The sequence below is a fragment of the Pseudomonas sp. B19(2017) genome, assembly GCF_002113165.1.
Classification (GTDB): Bacteria; Pseudomonadota; Gammaproteobacteria; order Pseudomonadales; family Pseudomonadaceae; genus Aquipseudomonas.
This window is the reverse complement of record NZ_NEJR01000006.1, coordinates 141,271-159,456: the sequence shown is the minus strand read 5'-3', so window position 1 is coordinate 159,456 and position 18,186 is coordinate 141,271. Positions and strand designations below refer to the sequence as shown.

Sequence of the window (18,186 nt, the reverse complement as noted above, 5' to 3'; positions counted from 1 at the left end):
GTCAGGCCTCTGTGAATGCATTCATCATTTGTTCGATATCGCTCAGCCCGTCGTCGGAGAGCGACAGGCCCTGCTCGTCCAGCGCCTGGGCGAACGCGCGCAGTTCGGGGTGGCTGAAGATCAGCCTCAGGGGGATGTCCAGCCCCAGCTCGACGTTGATCCGCGACACGGCCTGGGCCGCCAGCAGGGAGTGGCCGCCCAGTTCGAAGAAGTTGTCGTTCAGGCCGACCCGTGCAAGGTTCAGCAATTGCCCCCAGATGCTCGCCAGTTGCTGCTGCCGCTCGGTCTGCGGCGCCTGGTAGTCATGCTGTGTCAGGTTCGGGTCGGGCAGCGGCAGGGCCTTGCGGTCGAGTTTGCCGCTGGGGGTCAGCGGCATGCTCGGCAGGGTCACCAGGTAGGCCGGGATCATGTAGTCCGGCAGGCTGGCTTTGAGGTACTGCTTCAGGGCTTGGCGCAGATCGCCGCGGTAGCCTTCGGCCGGCACCGCGTAGGCGCACAGCTGCTTGCCACTGGGCAGGTCGATGGCCAGCACGGTGGCTTCGCGGACGTCCGGGTGCGCCCGCAGGTACTGCTCGATCTCGCCCAGTTCGATACGGAAGCCGCGCACCTTCACCTGGTGGTCGACCCGGCCGCGATAGGCCAGTTGGCCGTTCTCGTCGTAACAGCCGAGATCGCCGGTGCGGTACAGGCGGCCACCGCCAACCGGGTCGAACGGGTCGGGGATGAAACGCTCGGCGGTGAGTGACGGCCGCTGGTGATAACCGCGCGCCAGGCACCCTGCCCCGCCGATGAACAGCTCGCCGGGCACGCCCACCGGTGTCGGCGCCAGGCCATCGTCCAGGGCATGCAGGGTGCGGCCCGGCAAGGCACGGCCGATCGGCACGCCACCCTGGCTGACCTGCTCCACGGTCATCTGCGAGCAGTCGTAGGTGGTGGCGACCACGGTGGCTTCGGTCGGGCCGTAGGTGTTCAGCAGGCGCACCGCTGGCGGGCCATCGGCCAGCCAGGCGCGCAGGGCATCTTCCGGCACCGCCTCACCGCCGACGTGAATCTGCTTCAGTCGGCCATAGGCCTCGGGGGCCCGGCGCTCCAGCGCCAGCAGGCGCCAGTAGGCCGCCGGCAGGTCGGCCACGGTCACGCCGTGGCGGTTGATCTCATCCAGCAGGGTGGCGGTGTCCCACAGCCGCAGGTCGCGCAGCACCACACAAGCGCCGTGGGCCAGTGGCGGGAAGAACTGCTCGACGAAGCCATCGAAGCTGAAGGTGGCGAACTGCAGCACACGGTCGTCCGGGCTCAAGCGCGAGTAGTCGCCGGCCACCTGGCAGAACAGCGACAGGGCCTGGTGGTCGATTGCCACGCCCTTGGGCATGCCGGTGGAGCCGGAGGTGTAGATGACATAGGCGAGGTTGTGCGGTGCAGCCAGGTTGGCCAGCGGCTCGGCAGGCCAGGCGTGCAGCCACTCGGTACCCGGGTCCAGTACCACGCAGGGCAGTTGCTTGCCCAGTTGCAGGCGCTCACGCGAGGGCGCGTCGGCCAGCAGCAGGCCGATGTTGCTGTCCTCGACCATATAGGCCAGACGCTCTTGCGGGTAGTCCGGGTCCAGCGGCACGTAGGCGCCACCTGCCTTGTGAATGGCGATCAGCGCCAGGGCCATGCCCAGGCCGCGCTCGACGGCCACGCCGACCAGGCAATCCGGCCCCACGCCCAGCGCCCGCAGGCGGTGGGCCAGCTGGTTGCTGCTGCGGTCCAGTTCGGCGTAGGTCATCTGCTGGTCGTCGAAGATCAGCGCCAGTGCATCCGGCCGCTCGTAGGCCTGGTGCGCCAGCAGCTGGTGCGCGCACAAGCCGCTGCCAGCCTGGGGCGCCGGGTTCCAGCCGTAAGTCAGCTGCTGGCGTTCGGCACTGCCAAGGAAATCCAGCTCGGCAATGCAGCGCCGTGGCTCGGCGCAGATGGCTTCCAGCAGTGCTTGCCAATGCCCGGCCATGCGCTCGATACGTGCAGCATCGAACAAGTCGGTTGAATAGTTGAACGAGGCAGTTACTCCATCTGAGCGCTCCAGGGTATTGAGCGAGATGTCGTACTGCGCGCCCGGCTCCAGCAGGTCCACTTCCTTGACCTGCAGGCCGTGCAGGGCATCGCTGGACACCTGCTCACCAAGGTCGCGCAGGTGGTTGTACAGCACCTGGAAGAACGGGTTCACGCCCTGGTCGCGCTCTGGGTACAGCGCTTCGGCTACCTCCAGGAACGGTACATCCTTGTTGGCCTGGGCCTGCAAGGTGGTTTCCTTGATCGCCGCCAGCAACTGCGGGAACGGCTGGCTGCCATCGACACTGATGCGGGCCACCACCACGTTGATGAAGAAGCCGATCAGCCCCTCCAGCTCCAGGCGATTGCGGTTGGTGACCGGCACGCCGATGTTGAGCGTGCCCTTGCGGCTGTAGCGCGACAGCACGATGGCATAGGCCGCCAGGAACACATGGAACAGCGTGGCGTTGGATGCCACCGCCAGTGCCCGCAGGCGCTCGGTGAGGGCCTGTGGCAGGCGCACATCGAAACGGCTGCCCTGGTAGCTTTTGACCTGCGGGCGAATGCGGTCGGCAGGCAGCTCCAGCACTTCGAAGTCGTCTTCCAGGCGCGCCTTCCAGTAGTCGATCTGCGCCTGCATCTGCCCCTCGGCCAGCCACTTGCGCTGCCAGGCGGCGAAGTCGGCGTATTGCACCGGCAGCGGCTCGACGGTTTGCGCCTGGCCCGTGGCGGCGGCGTTGTAGGCAGCGGCGAACTCGCGCACCAACAGGCTCATCGACCAGCCATCGGAAACGATATGGTGCAAGGTCAGCGACAGCAGGTGCTCCTGCCCATGCACCTTGAATAGCCGGGCGCGCAGCAGCGGGCCGTGCTCCAGGTCGAACGGGACGAAGGCTTCGGCTTCCAGTTTGCGCATCTGTGCGGCGTGGTCCTGGCCGCTGAGGTCTTCGAAACCGATAGGGACCGTGGCGGCCGGCAGGATGCGCTGCCAGGGCAGGCCGTCGGCCTCGACGAACACCGTGCGCAACGATTCATGGCGAGCCACCAGGGCATCCAGTGCAACCTGCACGGCGGCGCGGTCGAGGTGGCCTTGCATGCGTACGGCCATCGGCGTGTTGTAGGCCAGGCTTTCGGGGTTGAGCTTCCAGAACAGCCACTGGCGGTTCTGCGAACGGGATACCGGCAAGGGTTGCTGGCGGTCGAGGATCTCGATGTCCAGGCCTGCGCGCTGTTCGCCTTCGGCCACTGCCTGGGCGAAGGCCTGCAGGTCAACGGTGTCGAACAGGGTGCGTAGCGGGATATCCACGCCCAGTTGCTTGCGTATCCGCGATACCGCCTGGGTGGCCAGCAGCGAATGGCCGCCAAGGGCGAAGAAGTTGTCGCCCAGGCCTACCTGCGGTACTTGCAGGACTTGCGCCCAGATCTGTGCCAATTGCGTTTGCAGCGGGGTCTGCGGCGCCTGATAGGCCACCTGGGTGGCGACGGGTTCCGGCAGCGCCTTGACATCGACCTTGCCGTTGACCGTGACCGGCAGGTGCTCCAGGACCATCAGGTGGGTCGGCACCATGTGCTCGGGCAGCAGGCTTTTGAGGGTGGCGCGGGTCGATTCCTGCCAGGCCAGGCTGTCGGCCGGCATCTGGCTGGGCACCAGCCAGGCAGCCAGTTGCAGTTGCGGCGCCTGGCCATGCACACGGACCACGGCATTGGTGACACCGCACAGGGCACGCAGCTGGTTTTCGATTTCGGCCAGTTCCACGCGATAGCCACGGATTTTCACCTGGCCATCCATACGCCCGGCGAACTGCAGGTCGCTGCCTTGGCGCACCCAGTCACCGCTGCGGTACAGGCGCTGGCCGTGGCTGCCGCTCGGGTCGGGAACGAAGCGCTCGGCAGTGAGTGCCGGGCGGTTCAGGTAGCCACGGGCCAGGCCGGCGCCGCCGATGTACAGCTCCCCCTTGGCCTTGGCCGGCAGAGGTTGCAGGCAGTGGTCGAGCACCGCGACGCGGGTGTTGGCCAGGGGCTGGCCGAGGCAGGCCTGCCCGTCCAGCTCGTCGACCAGCACACCGACGGTGGTCTCGGTCGGGCCGTAGTGGTTGAACACCTTAAGCGCCGGGGCCAGTTGGCGGATCTTGCCCAGCAGGCCTGGGCTGATGGCCTCGCCACCGAGCACCAGGCACTGGCTCGGCAGCGCCGCGCGGCCAGCCACCAGCATGGCCTCCAGGTGCGACGGCACGATCTTCAGCGCGTCCACCTGGTGCTCGGCCAGGTAGGCGGCGAAGCCTTCGGCATCCAGCACCTGCTCGCGCAGCAGCAGGTGCAGCGTGTGGCCGCCGCACAGGGCGCCAAACAGCATGGTGTGGCCCAGGTCGGCCGCTGGGGTAGAGACCTGGGCCATGCTGCGGATGTGCTGCTGCGGCAGGCGTGCGGCGATGCCGTCGACGTAATTGGCCAGGGCGCCGTGGCTGATCGCCACGCCCTTGGGCTGGCCGGTGGTGCCGGAGGTGTAGACCACGTAGGCCAGGTTGGCCGCTGCCGGTGCGGCGCGTGTGACGCGACCATTACCGGCTTGCGCCCAGTTGAGGTGCTGCACATTTGCCGGTAATTCGGCCTGCCAGTTGCCGGGGGCCAGCACCAGCCGCGTACCACTGTCGGCTAGCATGTAGGCCAGGCGTTCGGCTGGTTGCTCAGGCTCCAGCGGCAGGTAGGCGCCACCGGCCTTGAGCACGCCGAGGATGCTGGCGAGCATGCCGACGCTGCGGTCAGCCAGCACGCCGACCAGCGAGTCCGGCCCCACGCCGGCTTCGGCCAGCCGGCCGGCGATGGCCTCGGCGCGGGCATCGAGTTCGGCGAAGCTGGCCTGCTCGCCGGCAGCCATCACCGCGATACGCTCAGGGTGACGGCGGGCCGCAGCAGCAAAGCGCTCCTGCACCATGGGTACTTCGTCAGCCGGTGCTGCTACGCCAATGGCTGTGGCCAGGCCCGGCAATGCCAGCTCGCCTACGGCGCCAGCCGTTTCGGCGGCCAGCGCTTGCACCAGGGTCATCCAGTGCTCACCGAGGGTTTCGACGGTAGCCGCATCGAATACATCGGTCGCATAGGTGAACGCTGCATGCAATTGCCCGCCGCGCTCGTGGGTGTCCAACGCCAGGTCGAAACGTGCGCTGCGCTTTTCCAGGGCAATCGGCGCCAGGCTCAGGCCGGAGCGGGTCTCGATGGCCTGCACATCCGCCACCTGCGCCTGATGGTTGAACAGCACCCGGAACAGCGGGCTTTCGCTGCTGCGCGGCAGGTCCAGGGCTTCGACCAGTTGCTCGAACGGCAGGTCCTGGTGGCTTTGCGCGCCCACGGCGGTTTCGCGCACGCGCTGTAGCAGGCCGGGGATGTCCAGCAGAGGGTCGATTTCGGTGTGCAGTACCTGGGTATTAATGAAGCAGCCGATCAGGCCCTGGCTTTCCACACGGTTGCGGTTAGCGATGGGCACGCCGACGCGGATCGCAGTCTGGCCGCTGTAGCGCTGCAGCAGCAGCTTGAAGGTCGCCAGCAGGACCATGAACAGGGTGACGTTGTGCTTGCGGGCCACACCGCGCAGGCGTTCGGCGACATCGGCGGCGATCGGGAATTCGTGGCGAGCGCCGCGGTAGCTGGGGCGGCCCTGACGGGTGCGATCCAGTGGCAACTCAAGCGGCGAATGGTCGTCACCCAGGCGTGCCTCCCAGTAGGCCAGTTGGCGTTCCTGTTCTCCGGCCTCGAGCCAGCAGCGCTGCCACAGGGCGTAGTCGCGGTACTGGATTGGCAGCGGCTGCAAAGTGGCCTGGGTGCCGGCCACGGCAGCGTCGTAGAGGTGCAGGAATTCGTCGATCAGCACGTTCATCGACCAGCCGTCGGCAACGATGTGGTGCAGGGTCAGCAGCAGCACGTGGTCCTGCGCCGCCAGTTGCAGCAGGCGCACGCGCAGCAGCGGGCCGCTGGCCAGGTCGAAGGGGGCCAGGGCTTCGGCTTCGGCGATGGTTTCGATGGCGGCCTGACGGGCGTCCTCGTCAAGATCGGCCAGAGCATCCTGGCGCAGCTGCAACGGAGCGGCGACGGCATCGACCTGCTGGCGCACGTCATCACCGTCGGCGACAAAGCGGGTGCGCAGGGTTTCGTGGCGGGCCACCAGGGCATCGAAGGCGTGCTTCAGGGCTGCCAGGTCCAGCGGGCCAGTCAGGCGCACGGCCATGGGCAGGTTGTACGCCGCACCTTGGGGGTCGAGCTGCCAGAGGAACCACATGCGCCGCTGGGCGTACGACAACTGGTCACGCTCGGCCACCTCCACTCCGGGCGCGATCGGCAGCACGGAAAAATCCATGCCCTCGCCCTGCAGCGCCTTGAGGAACAGGCGGCGCTTGTCGGGGCTGAGTTCGATGAAGCGGCGGGCGAGCTTGAGCGTTTGGTCGGCATTCATGTCGAGCGGAGTCCTGGCAGTCGAGCGGTAACTGTCAGACGAAGGTGTGGGGGGCTGATTTAGTGGCGGGGCTGCAGAGCTCTGGCGGTGGCCTTGTCGGCCTCTTCGCGGGCTCGCCCGCTCCCACAGATACACCACAGCTATCGAGGCTTGTGCCGCACCTGTGGGAGCGGGCATGCCCGCGAAGAGGCCGGTATTGCCATGACAAACATGTAGTCCAAATCCCTATTGCTTGTAGGCCCCTTCCTAAACCCTTCCCGCCCCGGAAATACCCGCCCACAGCCTGCTAGGTTCCTGGCTTCCACCTTAAAAAAAGAGGCGAGCCATGAGCATGCGCATGAACATCTTCGGCCGATATCAAGGCCTGGACGGCGACGAAACCACCACAGGTGCCATCTGCATTGCCAGCCAGGCCAGGGGCCGCGTGCATGGCCGCAACTGGCTGCTTCAAGGCGACCCGACCACACCCTGCCCGCTATGTGGACAAGCGGGCACAATCGTCGAGGGCGAAGCCCGCTGGCGGCAGGATGGTATTCCCACGGCTCTGGACGGAGCACTGGTGCAATGTGGGTGCCCACAGGGCAGCAATCGCCTGGTAGCCAGTGGATATGCACCGCCATCGTCGCGCAGGGCACCTGCACCTGAGCCGGTTCGTGAGGCACCAGCACAGGCCCAGACGGGTAACCCGACAAGAAGTACCTACCAGCCTGAGGTGGTTCAGCCCTCGCCCACGCCACAAGGCATGGAACCCGGCTTCTACATCGTTCCGCGTTGCATGACGTATCAGGAAGTACTGGCAGAACTGGGCGCGCCGCAGGCCAACCTGCCTCGGTCAATTCTGGAGCGGCTGAACCCGACGTATCAGCAGGGGTTCAAGGCGGGCGAGATCTTTGTCATTGGCGATGGCTTGAGGCGCCCGGTGTGCACTCGGGAAGAACTGTCTGCGATGAGTGCAGCAAAACAAGCTCGTGAAGCATTGGCGGAACTGACGCCCGAAGAGGCGGAATTCATGATGCGCCATCAAGCCGAGATTGCTGCGTTGCTCAGCGATGTGAGCCTGGCGATGGGGGTGAGCGAGGCGATGGTTGCCAAGTCGATGGATGAACTCAGCACCCTATTGCAAAAAATAGAGGATCTACATAAAGAGCAATTCATCAAGCACGGGCATCTCCGCCACCCTGAGTTCTTTGCGGAGCGTCAAAGACTGTTCAAGCAATTGAATGCGAACCTGAAAGCAACCACTCTGGACAAGCGACTCAATCTTGGAAGCTATGAAAACCTACGACGAGATTTGGGAATATCATCAAGAAGCCTAGTTCATCACTGGAGTAAAGCAGGGGCCCCGACGCATATTCCTGGTTACTCGACGCACCTAGACAAACTGGCCAAAATGGCTAAATACCTCAAGGCAGGAGGATATATAGGCATTACCATTGGCGGCACTGGCTCGGCATTAAAAATATCGGAAGTTTGCCAGTCAGGGAATGTCAAGAATTGTCAAAAGGTAAAAATTACTGAAGCGGGGAATTTTTCAGGCGGGCTAGCTGCGGGCTGGCTAGGCGGAAAGATAGCAGGTAAAGCCGCCACGAAAGTTTGTTGGAAAGGCGGAGCCGCCGGCTTGGCATGCGGAGTTGTGATTACCGGCGCAGGCGCACTAGCGGGAAGCATTGCAGGTATGGGCGGTGGCGAAGAGTTAGGTGAAGTAATCTTCGAGGTTTTTCAAGATGATTGATCATCTGGACATAAAATTAAGGCTATTTATAGTAGCCTCACCTTTCTGCCTCGGCCTGACCGCACTTGCAATGGACTTTCACATTGCAAGTTCTCAGCAGTATAAAGAAATGGTCACAGCACTTCACCGAAGCCCATGTCTTTCATACGCCATAACCCTTTGGGGGGAGAAAAGCATACGCTCAAGAATGCTGGTGATTTTCATGGTAGCAGGCGCCATCACCTTCCCAACCTCCAGTACTCGCAGAGGCCTGCTTGACAAAGAAGATTATGAGCAACTCCCCAGACCATTAAAAACCAAAATCGTTATTGCATCATGGTTAAATACAATCGGGTTCACTTGGCTAGTTATAAATTACTTCATGATTTAGCCACAACAGAGACAACACAATGCACACATTTGAGAGTTCGCCAGCCGAGTTACCACACACCAGAACTCAGCTCTACGTAACATCCATATCAAAGCTAATAATCATGGGAGGCTTATCAGCGGGACTCTATCTCTACTACTGGAATTACAAACACTGGTCACTCATCCGGGGGCAGCGTGGATTTAAACTAATTCCACTCCTATGTACAATTTTTGGCGCCCTAACAATATACTTCTTAATGAGAAAAATTGTCGCTCGATGCCGCCAAGCGAACCAGCCGATAGAAGGTAGCGCACTCGGCGTCACCCTTATGTATTGCACCCCTCCACTAATGATGATGTGCTGGGAGTTCTCACTTTCCGGTTCCTACCTTGCCAATCTTCCGCTCTCAATCTTGATCATGGCTCCGATCATGCTCATGCTCATCTACATCACATTTTTTGTGGTAGCAATTATACAAGTACAGCAGGCAGTCAATATCTGCGAAGGTGATGCGTGCGGGCTGCAAAACTCACAAATAACTTGGGCAAATGTTATGTGGTTAATTGCTTGCTGGATGCCTATGGCTGCGCTCTTTGGATTCTTGGCAGGTTACGCACCATTCACGAAATAACTCGATCAGCCAAACCTTGTCTGCTGGAACCTGACCCAGATGAATCCATTCTCACAGGAGTTGGGCATAGCCTGAGGCAGGCTGCATAACCTGAGGCATGCACAATCCCTGAGCGGCTTTAGCCGCGAAAGGGCCAGCCCAGCCAATAGAAGGATCAGCGCATCAAACCCAACTCGGCATCATCCAGCAGCGCCTTGGCCATGGCTGCAAAGTAATGCGAAGCCCAGAGCATCTGCTGATCGCCATCCATCAAACCGGTCAGTGACAAGTCGCGTGCATAGCCCATCAGTTCCGAGGCTTGCTCCCGGGCGCTGCGACAGGGGATGCCCTCGGCGATACGGAACAGTGGATGGGTTTGGCCTTCGCCTTGGTAGAAGTAGGTAACGCCGGGGGTGGTTTTGGTTTCGTCGGTCATGGTGTGGTCATCATATGAGTTATGTGCCACCCGTCCGTTTCCACACATTGGGGTGACAGCTGCACACGGGGTGGAAAACCAGGCATATGATGAACCCGGTAGGCCCGAAGGCCTCCCGCGTACAGCTGTCGTGTCAACAATCATCATATGTCTTGCCAGGTTTCCACACCCGATCGCTGAACCGTCAGCGACAGGCAAAGCCTAGAGTGCGGGATTTGCAGGAACAATCAGACGCGTGTCGACAGAGGTTGTAGGGTATTTCGCAAGGGGTGGAGTTGCCAGTCCCGAGGCGTAGGAAGAGTCTGGGATTGTTGTAGGTTGCAGGAGGCATGTCTTGAGAATGCGTCAGGGCTGACAGGTGTTCGCCATGACAGGTTCAGCGCCTGTGAGATCGAGCGCCGCCCGCGCGGCGCTCGATCTCACAGACACCACACCTCTCAAGGCAGGCACATGGCAGCCCTCACTCCCTAATCAGCGCAACACCTCGGAATGCCCCTGCGCCATCGCCACCACCACCTTGCGCTTGCCGGTAAACGGCGACCGCGCATGCGCCGCAAGCATGTTGTCCAGCATCAGCACATCATTCGCCAGCCACGGAAAGCTGATAGTGCATTCATCCAGCACCCCGCGCACTTCATCAAGCAGCGAATCCTCAATGGTCGTACCGTCGCCGTAATACACGTTACGCGGCAGGTCCTCTTCCTCGACAATGTCCATCAACGACTCGCGCACCTCTGGCTGCAGGTTAGACACATGGAACAGGTGCGCCTGGTTGAACCACACGTCCTCCCCGGTCATCGGGTGGCGCGCAACCACCTGGCAGCGCTGGCGGGTGCGCAATTCGCCGTCATCCTTCCAGATGCACTCGATGGCATGGGCCCGGCAATAGGCCTCGACCTGGCCCGGGTCTTCAGTGTTGAACACCTGCGACCATTCCACATCCAGGCCGTTGCCGTAGTTGCGCACGTACATCAGCCCCTTCTCCACCAGCCGCTCACGGATGCGTGCCGGCATGCGTCGGTACACTTCGCGACTGTCGGCAATCGGCGTCTCGCCTCCGGTCTCGGCGGGAATCACGCTGTAGAACCAGATCTTCATCGGCCATTCCAGGGTATAGGCCTGCTCGTTGTGCAGGGGGATGCTCTGGTGCGCCGGGTACTCGGTGGAGGTGTACACGCCTTTGGTCACGTTGCTGCGCGGGGTGGAGCCAAACTCGTAGTTCAGCAGCGGGTGGCCGAAGGACGCGGCGAACTGTCGGAACGCTTCGGCACCACCCACCTCGAACCCGCGAAACAGGATGCCGCCGGCCTGCAGCAGGTGCCGGTCGACCAGCGGCTGCAACTCGGCAAAGGCTTCCAGCAGGTCGATACCCGACTCCGGCGCGCGCACCAGCAGCGGCAGATTGCCGCGTGCGGCATCCAGGGGTTCGATCGCAAAGCTCAGCAGTTCACTCATGTCCGGTCACCTCAGGCCTGGGCCGCATAGGCGGCGAAATCGGGATATGCGCCGTGTCAGCGCCTGCCTGAATGAACGAGCGGGCGATGGGGAAATTCACCCGGGCCGCACACACAGGTAAAGCCTGCGCGCGCCGGTTCGTCTGAACGATGTGCACCCTTCTAACGCCCAGGACCCGTAAATGACTCGCCAGCTTCTGCTCCTCGCCCTGCTCGCCGCAGCCCCTGCCGCCTGGTCGGCGCAGCCATGCGCCGTGGAAATCCATGGCACCGACCAGATGACTTTCGACAAGGCCGCCATCACGGTGCCCAAGGCCTGCGCCGTGTTCACCGTCACGCTCACTCACCCTGGCGACATGCCGAAGAACGTGATGGGCCACAACTGGGTGCTGAGTACCCAGGCCGACATGCAAGGCGTGCTCGACGACGGGCAGAAAGCCGGCGAAGCGCTGGATTACGTGAAGCCCGGCGACACCCGAGTCATCGCCCACACCCGCCTGATCGGCGGCGGTGAAACAGACAGCGTCACCCTCGACACCCGGTCGCTTAAGGCCGGTACCGCCTACAGCTTCTACTGCTCGTTCCCGTTCCACAGCACCTTGATGAAAGGCTCCCTGATCCTCGGCAGCTGACCCGCCCCCACCTCACCAGCGAGATCACGCTTCATGAAAACCTCCTCCCCCGGGGCCATCCGCGAATTGCTGGGCCTGTTGAAACCCTACCGACCGGCGGTCATCGTCTCGGTGCTGCTGGGCATGCTCGGCGGCCTGGCCGTGACCGCCCTGCTGGCCACCGTCAACCAGGGCCTGCATGAGGCCGGCGGCATGAGCCAAGGCGTGATCCTGGCCTTCGCCGGCCTGTGCGTGCTGGCCCTGGTCAGCAGCGTGGCGGCCGACAGCGGCACCAACTACGTTGGGCAGAAAGTCATCGCCCGATTGCGCAAGGACCTCGGCGCCAAGGTGCTGTCAGCACCGATCGAGCAGATCGAGCGCTACCGCACCCACCGCCTGATCCCGGTGCTGACCCGCGACGTCGACACCATCAGCGACTTCGCCTTCGCCTTCGCCCCGCTGGCCATCTCGCTCACCACCGTGACCGGCTGCATGGCCTACCTGGCTTGGCTGTCGTGGCCCATCTTCCTCATCACCCTGGCAGCCATCGGCATCGGCAGTGGCATTCAGTACGTGGCCAGGCAGAAAGGCGTGGCCGGCTTCAACGCCGCCCGCGATGCCGAAGACAACCTGCAAAAGCACTACTCGGCCATTGCCGAGGGCGCCAAGGAGCTGCGCATCGACCGCCGCCGCCGCCACGCCATGCTGACCCGCAACATCCAGGGCACCGCCGATTTCATCGCCAACACCCATATCCGCGCCATCAACATCTTCGTCGCAGCCAAGAGCCTGGGGTCGATGCTGTTCTTCGTGGTCATCGGCCTGACCCTGGCCTTGCAGTCGCTATGGCCGAGCAACGACCCGGCGGTGATGAGCGGCTTCGTGCTGGTGCTGCTGTACATGAAAGGCCCGCTGGAAACGCTGATCGGCAACCTGCCGATCCTCGGCCGCGCCCAGGTGGCGTTCCGCCGCATCGCCGACCTGTCCGAGCGCTTTTCTTCGCCCGAGCCGCACCTGCTGCTGCAGCCGCCGGTCAAGCGCACCGCCCCGGCCAGCGCGCATCTGGAACTGCATAACGTCGAGTACGCCTACCCGCCGGTGGATGGCAACGAGCCGTTCCGCGTCGGGCCGGTGAATCTGAGCATCGAACCGGGCGAGATCCTGTTCATCGTCGGCGAAAACGGCTGCGGCAAGACCTCGCTGATCAAGCTGCTGCTGGGCCTGTACACCCCGCAACGCGGCGAAGTGCGCCTGAACGGCAAGGCCGTCGGGCCGGAGGGGCTGGATGACTATCGCCAGCTGTTCACCACGGTGTTCGCCGATTATTACCTGTTCGACGACCTGGCCGAGCACGAGCACAGTCTGCCCAGCGATGCAACGCGCTACCTGGAACGGCTGGAAATCGCCCACAAGGTAAGCGTGCGCGATGGCGCCTTCACCACCACCGACCTGTCGACCGGGCAGCGCAAGCGCCTGGCGCTGGTCAATGCCTGGCTGGACGGCCGGCCGGTGCTGGTGTTCGACGAATGGGCGGCGGACCAGGACCCGACCTTCCGCCGGGTGTTCTACACCGAACTGCTGCCGGACCTGAAGCGTTTGGGCAAGACCATCATCGTGATTTCGCATGATGACCGGTATTTCGATACGGCGGACAAGGTGGTGCACCTTAGCCGGGGGAAAGTGGTGGAGGCGTTGGAGCCGGCTTGATACGGCAAAGGGGGGCTGCGCGCCCCTCACCCACCACAATCTATAATCGCTCTATAGTTATTCTATAATTCCCTATAAACACCGCCCTGCCAGATCTCTAATGACTCTATAATCGATCTATAATCGATCTATAATCGACTATAAATTGAAACTGAGGGGGGTCGAAATGCCTGAAACTGTCTATCACCGTCCGGCGCTCGCGTCCCGACTGTCGAAATTGATCCTGCAAGTCGCCGTGGGCAGCGCAGCAAGCTCAGGTGTGTTTCTCGCTGCGCCAAGACGTACCGGTAAATCCACCTTTGCTCGCGAAGACCTGCGCCCTGCCCTCGAAACAGCCGGGGCCATCGTGCTGTATGCCGATCTGTGGAAAGACCTGACCAAGGATCCCGGGCAAGTCATCGTAGAAGCGGTGCGGGAAGCGGTCGGGCGTAACGAAGGCTTCATCACCCGGCTGGCAAGGTCATCTGGTATGGATAAGGTCACTGTCGGCGGCCTGAACTTCAGCGTGGACAAGATCGGACTGGGGCAAGATGTCGACCTGACCACCGCCCTGGTGGCGCTTTCCGATGAATCCCGCAAGATCATCGTACTGATCATCGACGAAGCACAGCATGCAATCACGACCGAGCAAGGAACAGCAGCGCTGTTCGCCCTCAAGGCAGCCAGAGACGAGCTCAACAGCTCGAAGCACCATGGCCTGCGCATCGTCTGCACAGGTTCAAACCGGGACAAGCTGGCCATGCTGCGCAACAGCAAGGACCAGGCGTTCTTCGGCGCCTCCATGGTGCAGTTCCCAACGCTGGACAAGGACTTCATCGACTGGCTGTGCGCCAATATCGACCTGCCATGCGCACTCGACCCAGCAGAGGTGTTCCAGCTCTTCAAGGAAAGCGGCTACCGCCCAGAGCTGTTAGGTGCGGCAGCGGATGAAATCCGCTTCGACTTCGGTATCGCGCCCGAGGCCATTCCGGCACGATTCAGAGAGCTTGTTCAGGCACAAGCCAATGACTTGAATGCAAACCTGAAAAAGGTGATCCACAGCCTCACGCCTATCCAGGCTGCGGTTCTACGTGTCATGTGCGTAAAGGGGAACGACTTCGCGCCGTTCGAGGCCCCGACCCTGGCACTGTACGCCAAAGCGATGGAACAGGCTGGTGTGGAGGCGAGCGAAGTGAAGGCCGAGGTACCGGGGGTGCAGCAAGCACTTATCGCCTTGCAGGACAAGAACCTGGTGTGGAAGGCATCGCGTGGGGTGTACGCGGTAGATGAGCAGGTGATAGTCGATATCGTGCGTGCGGACGGCTTGCTGGAAGGCCTTGCCTGAGTGGTTTCCTGAGAGGACGCCGGGGGCGCTTTGCGCCCCTGTCGCGACACAAGGCCGCTCCTACAGGAATACGCGATCACCTGTGGGAGCGGCCTTGTGTCGCGATGGGCTGCAAGGCAGCCCCAACAGGCAGAATCAGAACAACCAGCGATACAGCAGATACGCCACCACCACCGCCAGCACCGGCCGCAGCACGCGGTAGGCTTTGGGGTTGGCGCGCTTGAACTGCTTCACGTGGGTGCTGATCCTGTTGCTGAAGCGCTTGCTCCAGGCATAGGCCTGGTTGATCCCGCCAACGCGCTCGTCATCAGTGTTCTGCGGCGCGGTAGCACGCCCCAGGAACGCGCTGACCTTGCGGTTGATGCGGGTCATCAGCGGGCTGCTGAGCGGGCGCTCGATATCACAGAACAGGATCACCCGAGTAACGTCGGTCTCGTTCTTGACCCAGTGCACGTAGGTTTCATCGAACATCACGTCCTCGCCGTCACGCCAAGCGTACTGCTCACCATCGACGTAGATGCGGCAGGCGTCGGAGTTCGGGGTGGACAACCCCAGGTGGTAACGCAGGGAACCGGCGAACGGGTCGCGGTGCGGGTTCAGGTGGCTGCCGCCGGGCAGCAGGGCGAACATCGCACCCTTGACGTTGGGGATGCTGCTGACCAGCTCGACGGTACGCGGGCACAGGGCTTCGGCCGACGGCAACGGTTTGTCGTACCACTTCAGGTAAAAGCGCTTCCAGCCTTTCTTGAAGAACGAACCGAAGCCGGCGTCGTTATCCTTCTCGGCGGCGCGGATGTAGCCCTCGTCGAACAGGCGCATGGCCTCTTCGCGGATTTCCTGCCAGTTGTCCTTCAGCACATCCAGCTCCGGGAAGCGCTGGCGGTCCAGGTAGGGCTTGGACGGTACGCCGGAGAACAGGTACATCAGGCTGTTGTAAGGGGCGAACAGCGCCGAATGGTTGACGAACTGGCGCAACACCGGCAGGCGAGCCTTGCCGCGCAGGTGCACGAACAGCACGCTGCCAAAAAACACCAGCAAGACACCCGCCTTGGCTGCAAAGGAAAAGGTCATGCTTTCACTCCTTGAGGAAGCAACAGGGCTGTGGCCCTGCGCTCCGATAAATCATCCTGCCATCATAAACTGATGCCGCCAGGGTAAAAACAGCCCGGGCGGCAACTCAATCATGAAGATTTTGCAATAAAGCAAGCCACCGAACGTTGCGCCGGGTCAGCGGCAAGGCCGTTTACTGCTGGTTTTCCTGCTCGCTGAACATGTCGCTGAACAGCATGCTCGACAGGTAGCGCTCGCCGGAATCCGGCAAGATCACGACGATGGTCTTGCCCTGCATTTCCGGCTTTTCGGCCAGGCGCACGGCCGCCGCCATCGCCGCGCCACAGGAAATACCGCAGAGGATGCCCTCTTCCTGCATCAGGCGGATGGCCATGGCCTTGGACTCTTCGTCAGTCACCGTTTCCACCTGGTCGACCATCGACAGGTCAAGGTTCTTCGGCACGAAGCCGGCGCCGATGCCCTGGATCTTGTGCGGGCTGGGCTTGAGTTCCTCGCCGGCCAGGGTCTGGGTGATCAGCGGGGATGCCAGCGGCTCCACGGCCACCGAGGTGATCGCCTTGCCCTGGGTCTGCTTGATATAGCGCGACACGCCGGTGATGGTGCCGCCGGTGCCCACGCCCGCCACCAGCACGTCGACCGCGCCATCGGTGTCGTTCCAGATTTCCGGGCCGGTGGTCTTCTCGTGGATCGCCGGGTTGGCCGGGTTTTCGAACTGGCCGGGCAGGAAGTACCGGGCCGGGTCGGAGGCGACGATTTCGCTGGCCTTCTCGATGGCGCCCTTCATGCCCTTGGCCGGGTCGGTCAGCACCAGCTCGGCGCCCAGCGCCTTCAGCACCTTGCGCCGCTCCAGGCTCATCGAGGCAGGCATGGTCAGCATCAGCTTGTAGCCACGGGCTGCGGCGACGAAGGCCAGGCCGATGCCGGTGTTGCCCGAGGTGGGTTCGACGATGGTCATGCCCGGCTTGAGCTTGCCGCTGCTTTCGGCATCCCAGACCATGTTCGCGCCGATGCGGCATTTGACCGAGTAGCCCGGGTTACGCCCTTCGATCTTGGCCAGGATGGTCACGCCGCGCGGGGCAATGCGGTTGATCTGCACCAGCGGCGTGTTACCGATGGAGTGGGCGTTGTCTGCAAAGATACGGCTCATGGCAGGAGTCCTTGGCATGAAAGTAAGCAGGGAAAGACCTCAAGGGTAAGCCCGGGGCGAAGGCCCGTAAAGCCTGTTCGAACTCCCGCGGACGCGTTGCGGTCAACCGCATATCCTGCCTTGGAGACACGTTGATGAAAGCCCGTTATCGCTGGCCGTTGATCGGCCTGGCCAGCCTGATCGTGCTGTTGGTGGCACTGCACCTGGCCCTGCCCTATCTGGTGCGCAACTACCTCAACGACAAATTGGCCGACATGGGCGACTACCGTGGCCAGGTGGCCGATGTGGACCTGGCCTGGTGGCGCGGCGCGTACCAGATCAACGGGCTGAAGATCGTCAAAACCACCGGCAAGGTGCCAGTACCGTTTCTCGACGCGCCGCTGATCGACCTGTCGGTGAGCTGGCACGCCCTGTGGTACGACCGCGCAGTGGTTGCCGAAGTGGTGTTCGACCGGCCGGAACTCAACTTCGTCGATGGCGGCAACAAACAGAACTCGCAGACCGGTCAGGGCACCGACTGGCGCCAGCAACTGGAAAAACTGCTGCCGATCACCCTGGACGAGGTTCGCATCGACAACGGCGTGCTCACTTTCCGCAACTTCAACTCCAGGCCACCGGTCAACCTCAAGGCCACCCAGCTCCATGCCAGTATCCGCAACCTCACCAACATTCGTGACGAAAAGGGCCGACGCGATGCCAGTTTCGATGGCACGGCGCTGATCGTAGGCGATGCCAAGGTGGAAAGCCGTGCCACGTTCGACCCGTTCAGCGATTTTGATGACTTCGAGTTCCGCCTGCGCGCCACGGGTATCGAGCTGCGCAAACTCAATGACTTCGCCAGCGCCTACGGCAAGTTCGACTTCAATGCCGGGCATGGCGATGTGGTGATAGAGGCCGAAGCGACCAAGGGCCGATTGAACGGGTACATCAAGCCGCTGTTGCGGGATGTGGATGTGTTCGACTGGCAGCAGGATGTGCAGGAAAAGGACAAGGGTTTCTTCCGCTCGGTCTGGGAAGCGCTGGTGGGCGCCACCGAGACGGTATTGAAGAACCAGCCAAAGAACCAGTTCGCGACCCGTGTCGAACTCAGCGGTAGCGTGCACAAGCAGGATATCAGCGCCTTCGAGGCGTTTCTGCAGATACTGCGCAACGGGTTCATCGAGGCGTTCAATGCGCGGTACGAGCGTGATGCGCCGGATTCCGACCAGGATTGAGTGACGGGGCATTCAGGGACTGAATACCCGGTCTGCGTTTCCAGTCGACGAACCCCGCG

Annotated in this window: 11 protein-coding genes; 6 read left to right on the top strand and 5 right to left on the bottom strand. The window is 62.5% G+C overall.

Annotation, left to right across the window (positions count from 1 at the left end):
• Window position 1: 1 nt before the first annotated feature.
• A complete protein-coding gene (locus tag CAF70_RS11465) occupies window positions 2–6,469 on the bottom strand; it encodes a non-ribosomal peptide synthetase (RefSeq protein ID WP_085622975.1) in 6,468 nt (2,155 codons plus the stop codon).
• A 325-nt stretch (window positions 6,470–6,794) separates the two neighbouring features.
• Here CAF70_RS11465 and CAF70_RS11460 point away from each other — a divergent pair, with 325 nt between their 5' ends.
• Both CAF70_RS11460 and CAF70_RS11455 read left to right on the top strand, forming a co-directional pair.
• A complete protein-coding gene (locus CAF70_RS11460; RefSeq protein ID WP_085622973.1) occupies window positions 6,795–8,201 on the top strand; it encodes a PAAR domain-containing protein in 1,407 nt (468 codons plus the stop codon).
• Window positions 8,194–8,571 carry a hypothetical protein gene (locus CAF70_RS11455; RefSeq protein ID WP_085622971.1) on the top strand — a complete coding sequence of 126 codons (378 nt, stop codon included), beginning with the start codon at window positions 8,194–8,196 and terminating at the stop codon, window positions 8,569–8,571. The genes CAF70_RS11460 and CAF70_RS11455 overlap by 8 nt, the downstream gene beginning before the upstream one ends.
• A gap of 767 nt (window positions 8,572–9,338) precedes the next feature.
• On the opposite strand, the gene CAF70_RS11445 is transcribed toward CAF70_RS11455, so the two are convergent.
• Complete coding sequence (locus tag CAF70_RS11445) at window positions 9,339–9,599, bottom strand: DUF3077 domain-containing protein (RefSeq protein ID WP_025340199.1); 261 nt, start codon at window positions 9,597–9,599, stop codon at window positions 9,339–9,341.
• Window positions 9,600–10,070: 471 nt separating this feature from the next.
• Window positions 10,071–11,054, bottom strand: coding sequence for a TauD/TfdA family dioxygenase (locus CAF70_RS11440; RefSeq protein ID WP_085622966.1), 984 nt, complete (start codon window positions 11,052–11,054; stop codon window positions 10,071–10,073).
• Window positions 11,055–11,235: 181 nt separating this feature from the next.
• Here CAF70_RS11440 and azu point away from each other — a divergent pair, with 181 nt between their 5' ends.
• The 3 genes from azu to CAF70_RS11425 all read left to right on the top strand — a co-directional run bounded on the left by azu (window position 11,236) and on the right by CAF70_RS11425 (window position 14,695).
• The gene (gene azu / locus CAF70_RS11435) at window positions 11,236–11,685 is read left to right on the top strand and encodes an azurin (RefSeq protein WP_085622964.1); all 450 of its coding nucleotides are present in this window, start codon (window positions 11,236–11,238) and stop codon (window positions 11,683–11,685) included.
• 33 nt (window positions 11,686–11,718) lie between these two features.
• Window positions 11,719–13,371, top strand: coding sequence for a cyclic peptide export ABC transporter (locus CAF70_RS11430; RefSeq protein ID WP_085622962.1), 1,653 nt, complete (start codon window positions 11,719–11,721; stop codon window positions 13,369–13,371).
• Window positions 13,372–13,537: 166 nt separating this feature from the next.
• Window positions 13,538–14,695 carry an ATPase gene (locus CAF70_RS11425; protein WP_085622959.1) on the top strand — a complete coding sequence of 386 codons (1,158 nt, stop codon included), beginning with the start codon at window positions 13,538–13,540 and terminating at the stop codon, window positions 14,693–14,695.
• Window positions 14,696–14,830: 135 nt separating this feature from the next.
• On the opposite strand, the gene CAF70_RS11420 is transcribed toward CAF70_RS11425, so the two are convergent.
• Both CAF70_RS11420 and cysK read right to left on the bottom strand, forming a co-directional pair.
• Window positions 14,831–15,766, bottom strand: coding sequence for an aspartyl/asparaginyl beta-hydroxylase domain-containing protein (locus CAF70_RS11420; protein ID WP_085622957.1), 936 nt, complete (start codon window positions 15,764–15,766; stop codon window positions 14,831–14,833).
• A 172-nt stretch (window positions 15,767–15,938) separates the two neighbouring features.
• Window positions 15,939–16,913: a cysteine synthase A gene (cysK, locus tag CAF70_RS11415; RefSeq protein WP_085622954.1), complete on the bottom strand. Its 975-nt coding sequence runs from the start codon at window positions 16,911–16,913 to the stop codon at window positions 15,939–15,941.
• A 134-nt stretch (window positions 16,914–17,047) separates the two neighbouring features.
• Here cysK and CAF70_RS11410 point away from each other — a divergent pair, with 134 nt between their 5' ends.
• A complete protein-coding gene (locus CAF70_RS11410) occupies window positions 17,048–18,127 on the top strand; it encodes a DUF748 domain-containing protein (protein ID WP_085622952.1) in 1,080 nt (359 codons plus the stop codon).
• The last annotated feature ends 59 nt before the right edge of the window (window positions 18,128–18,186 follow it).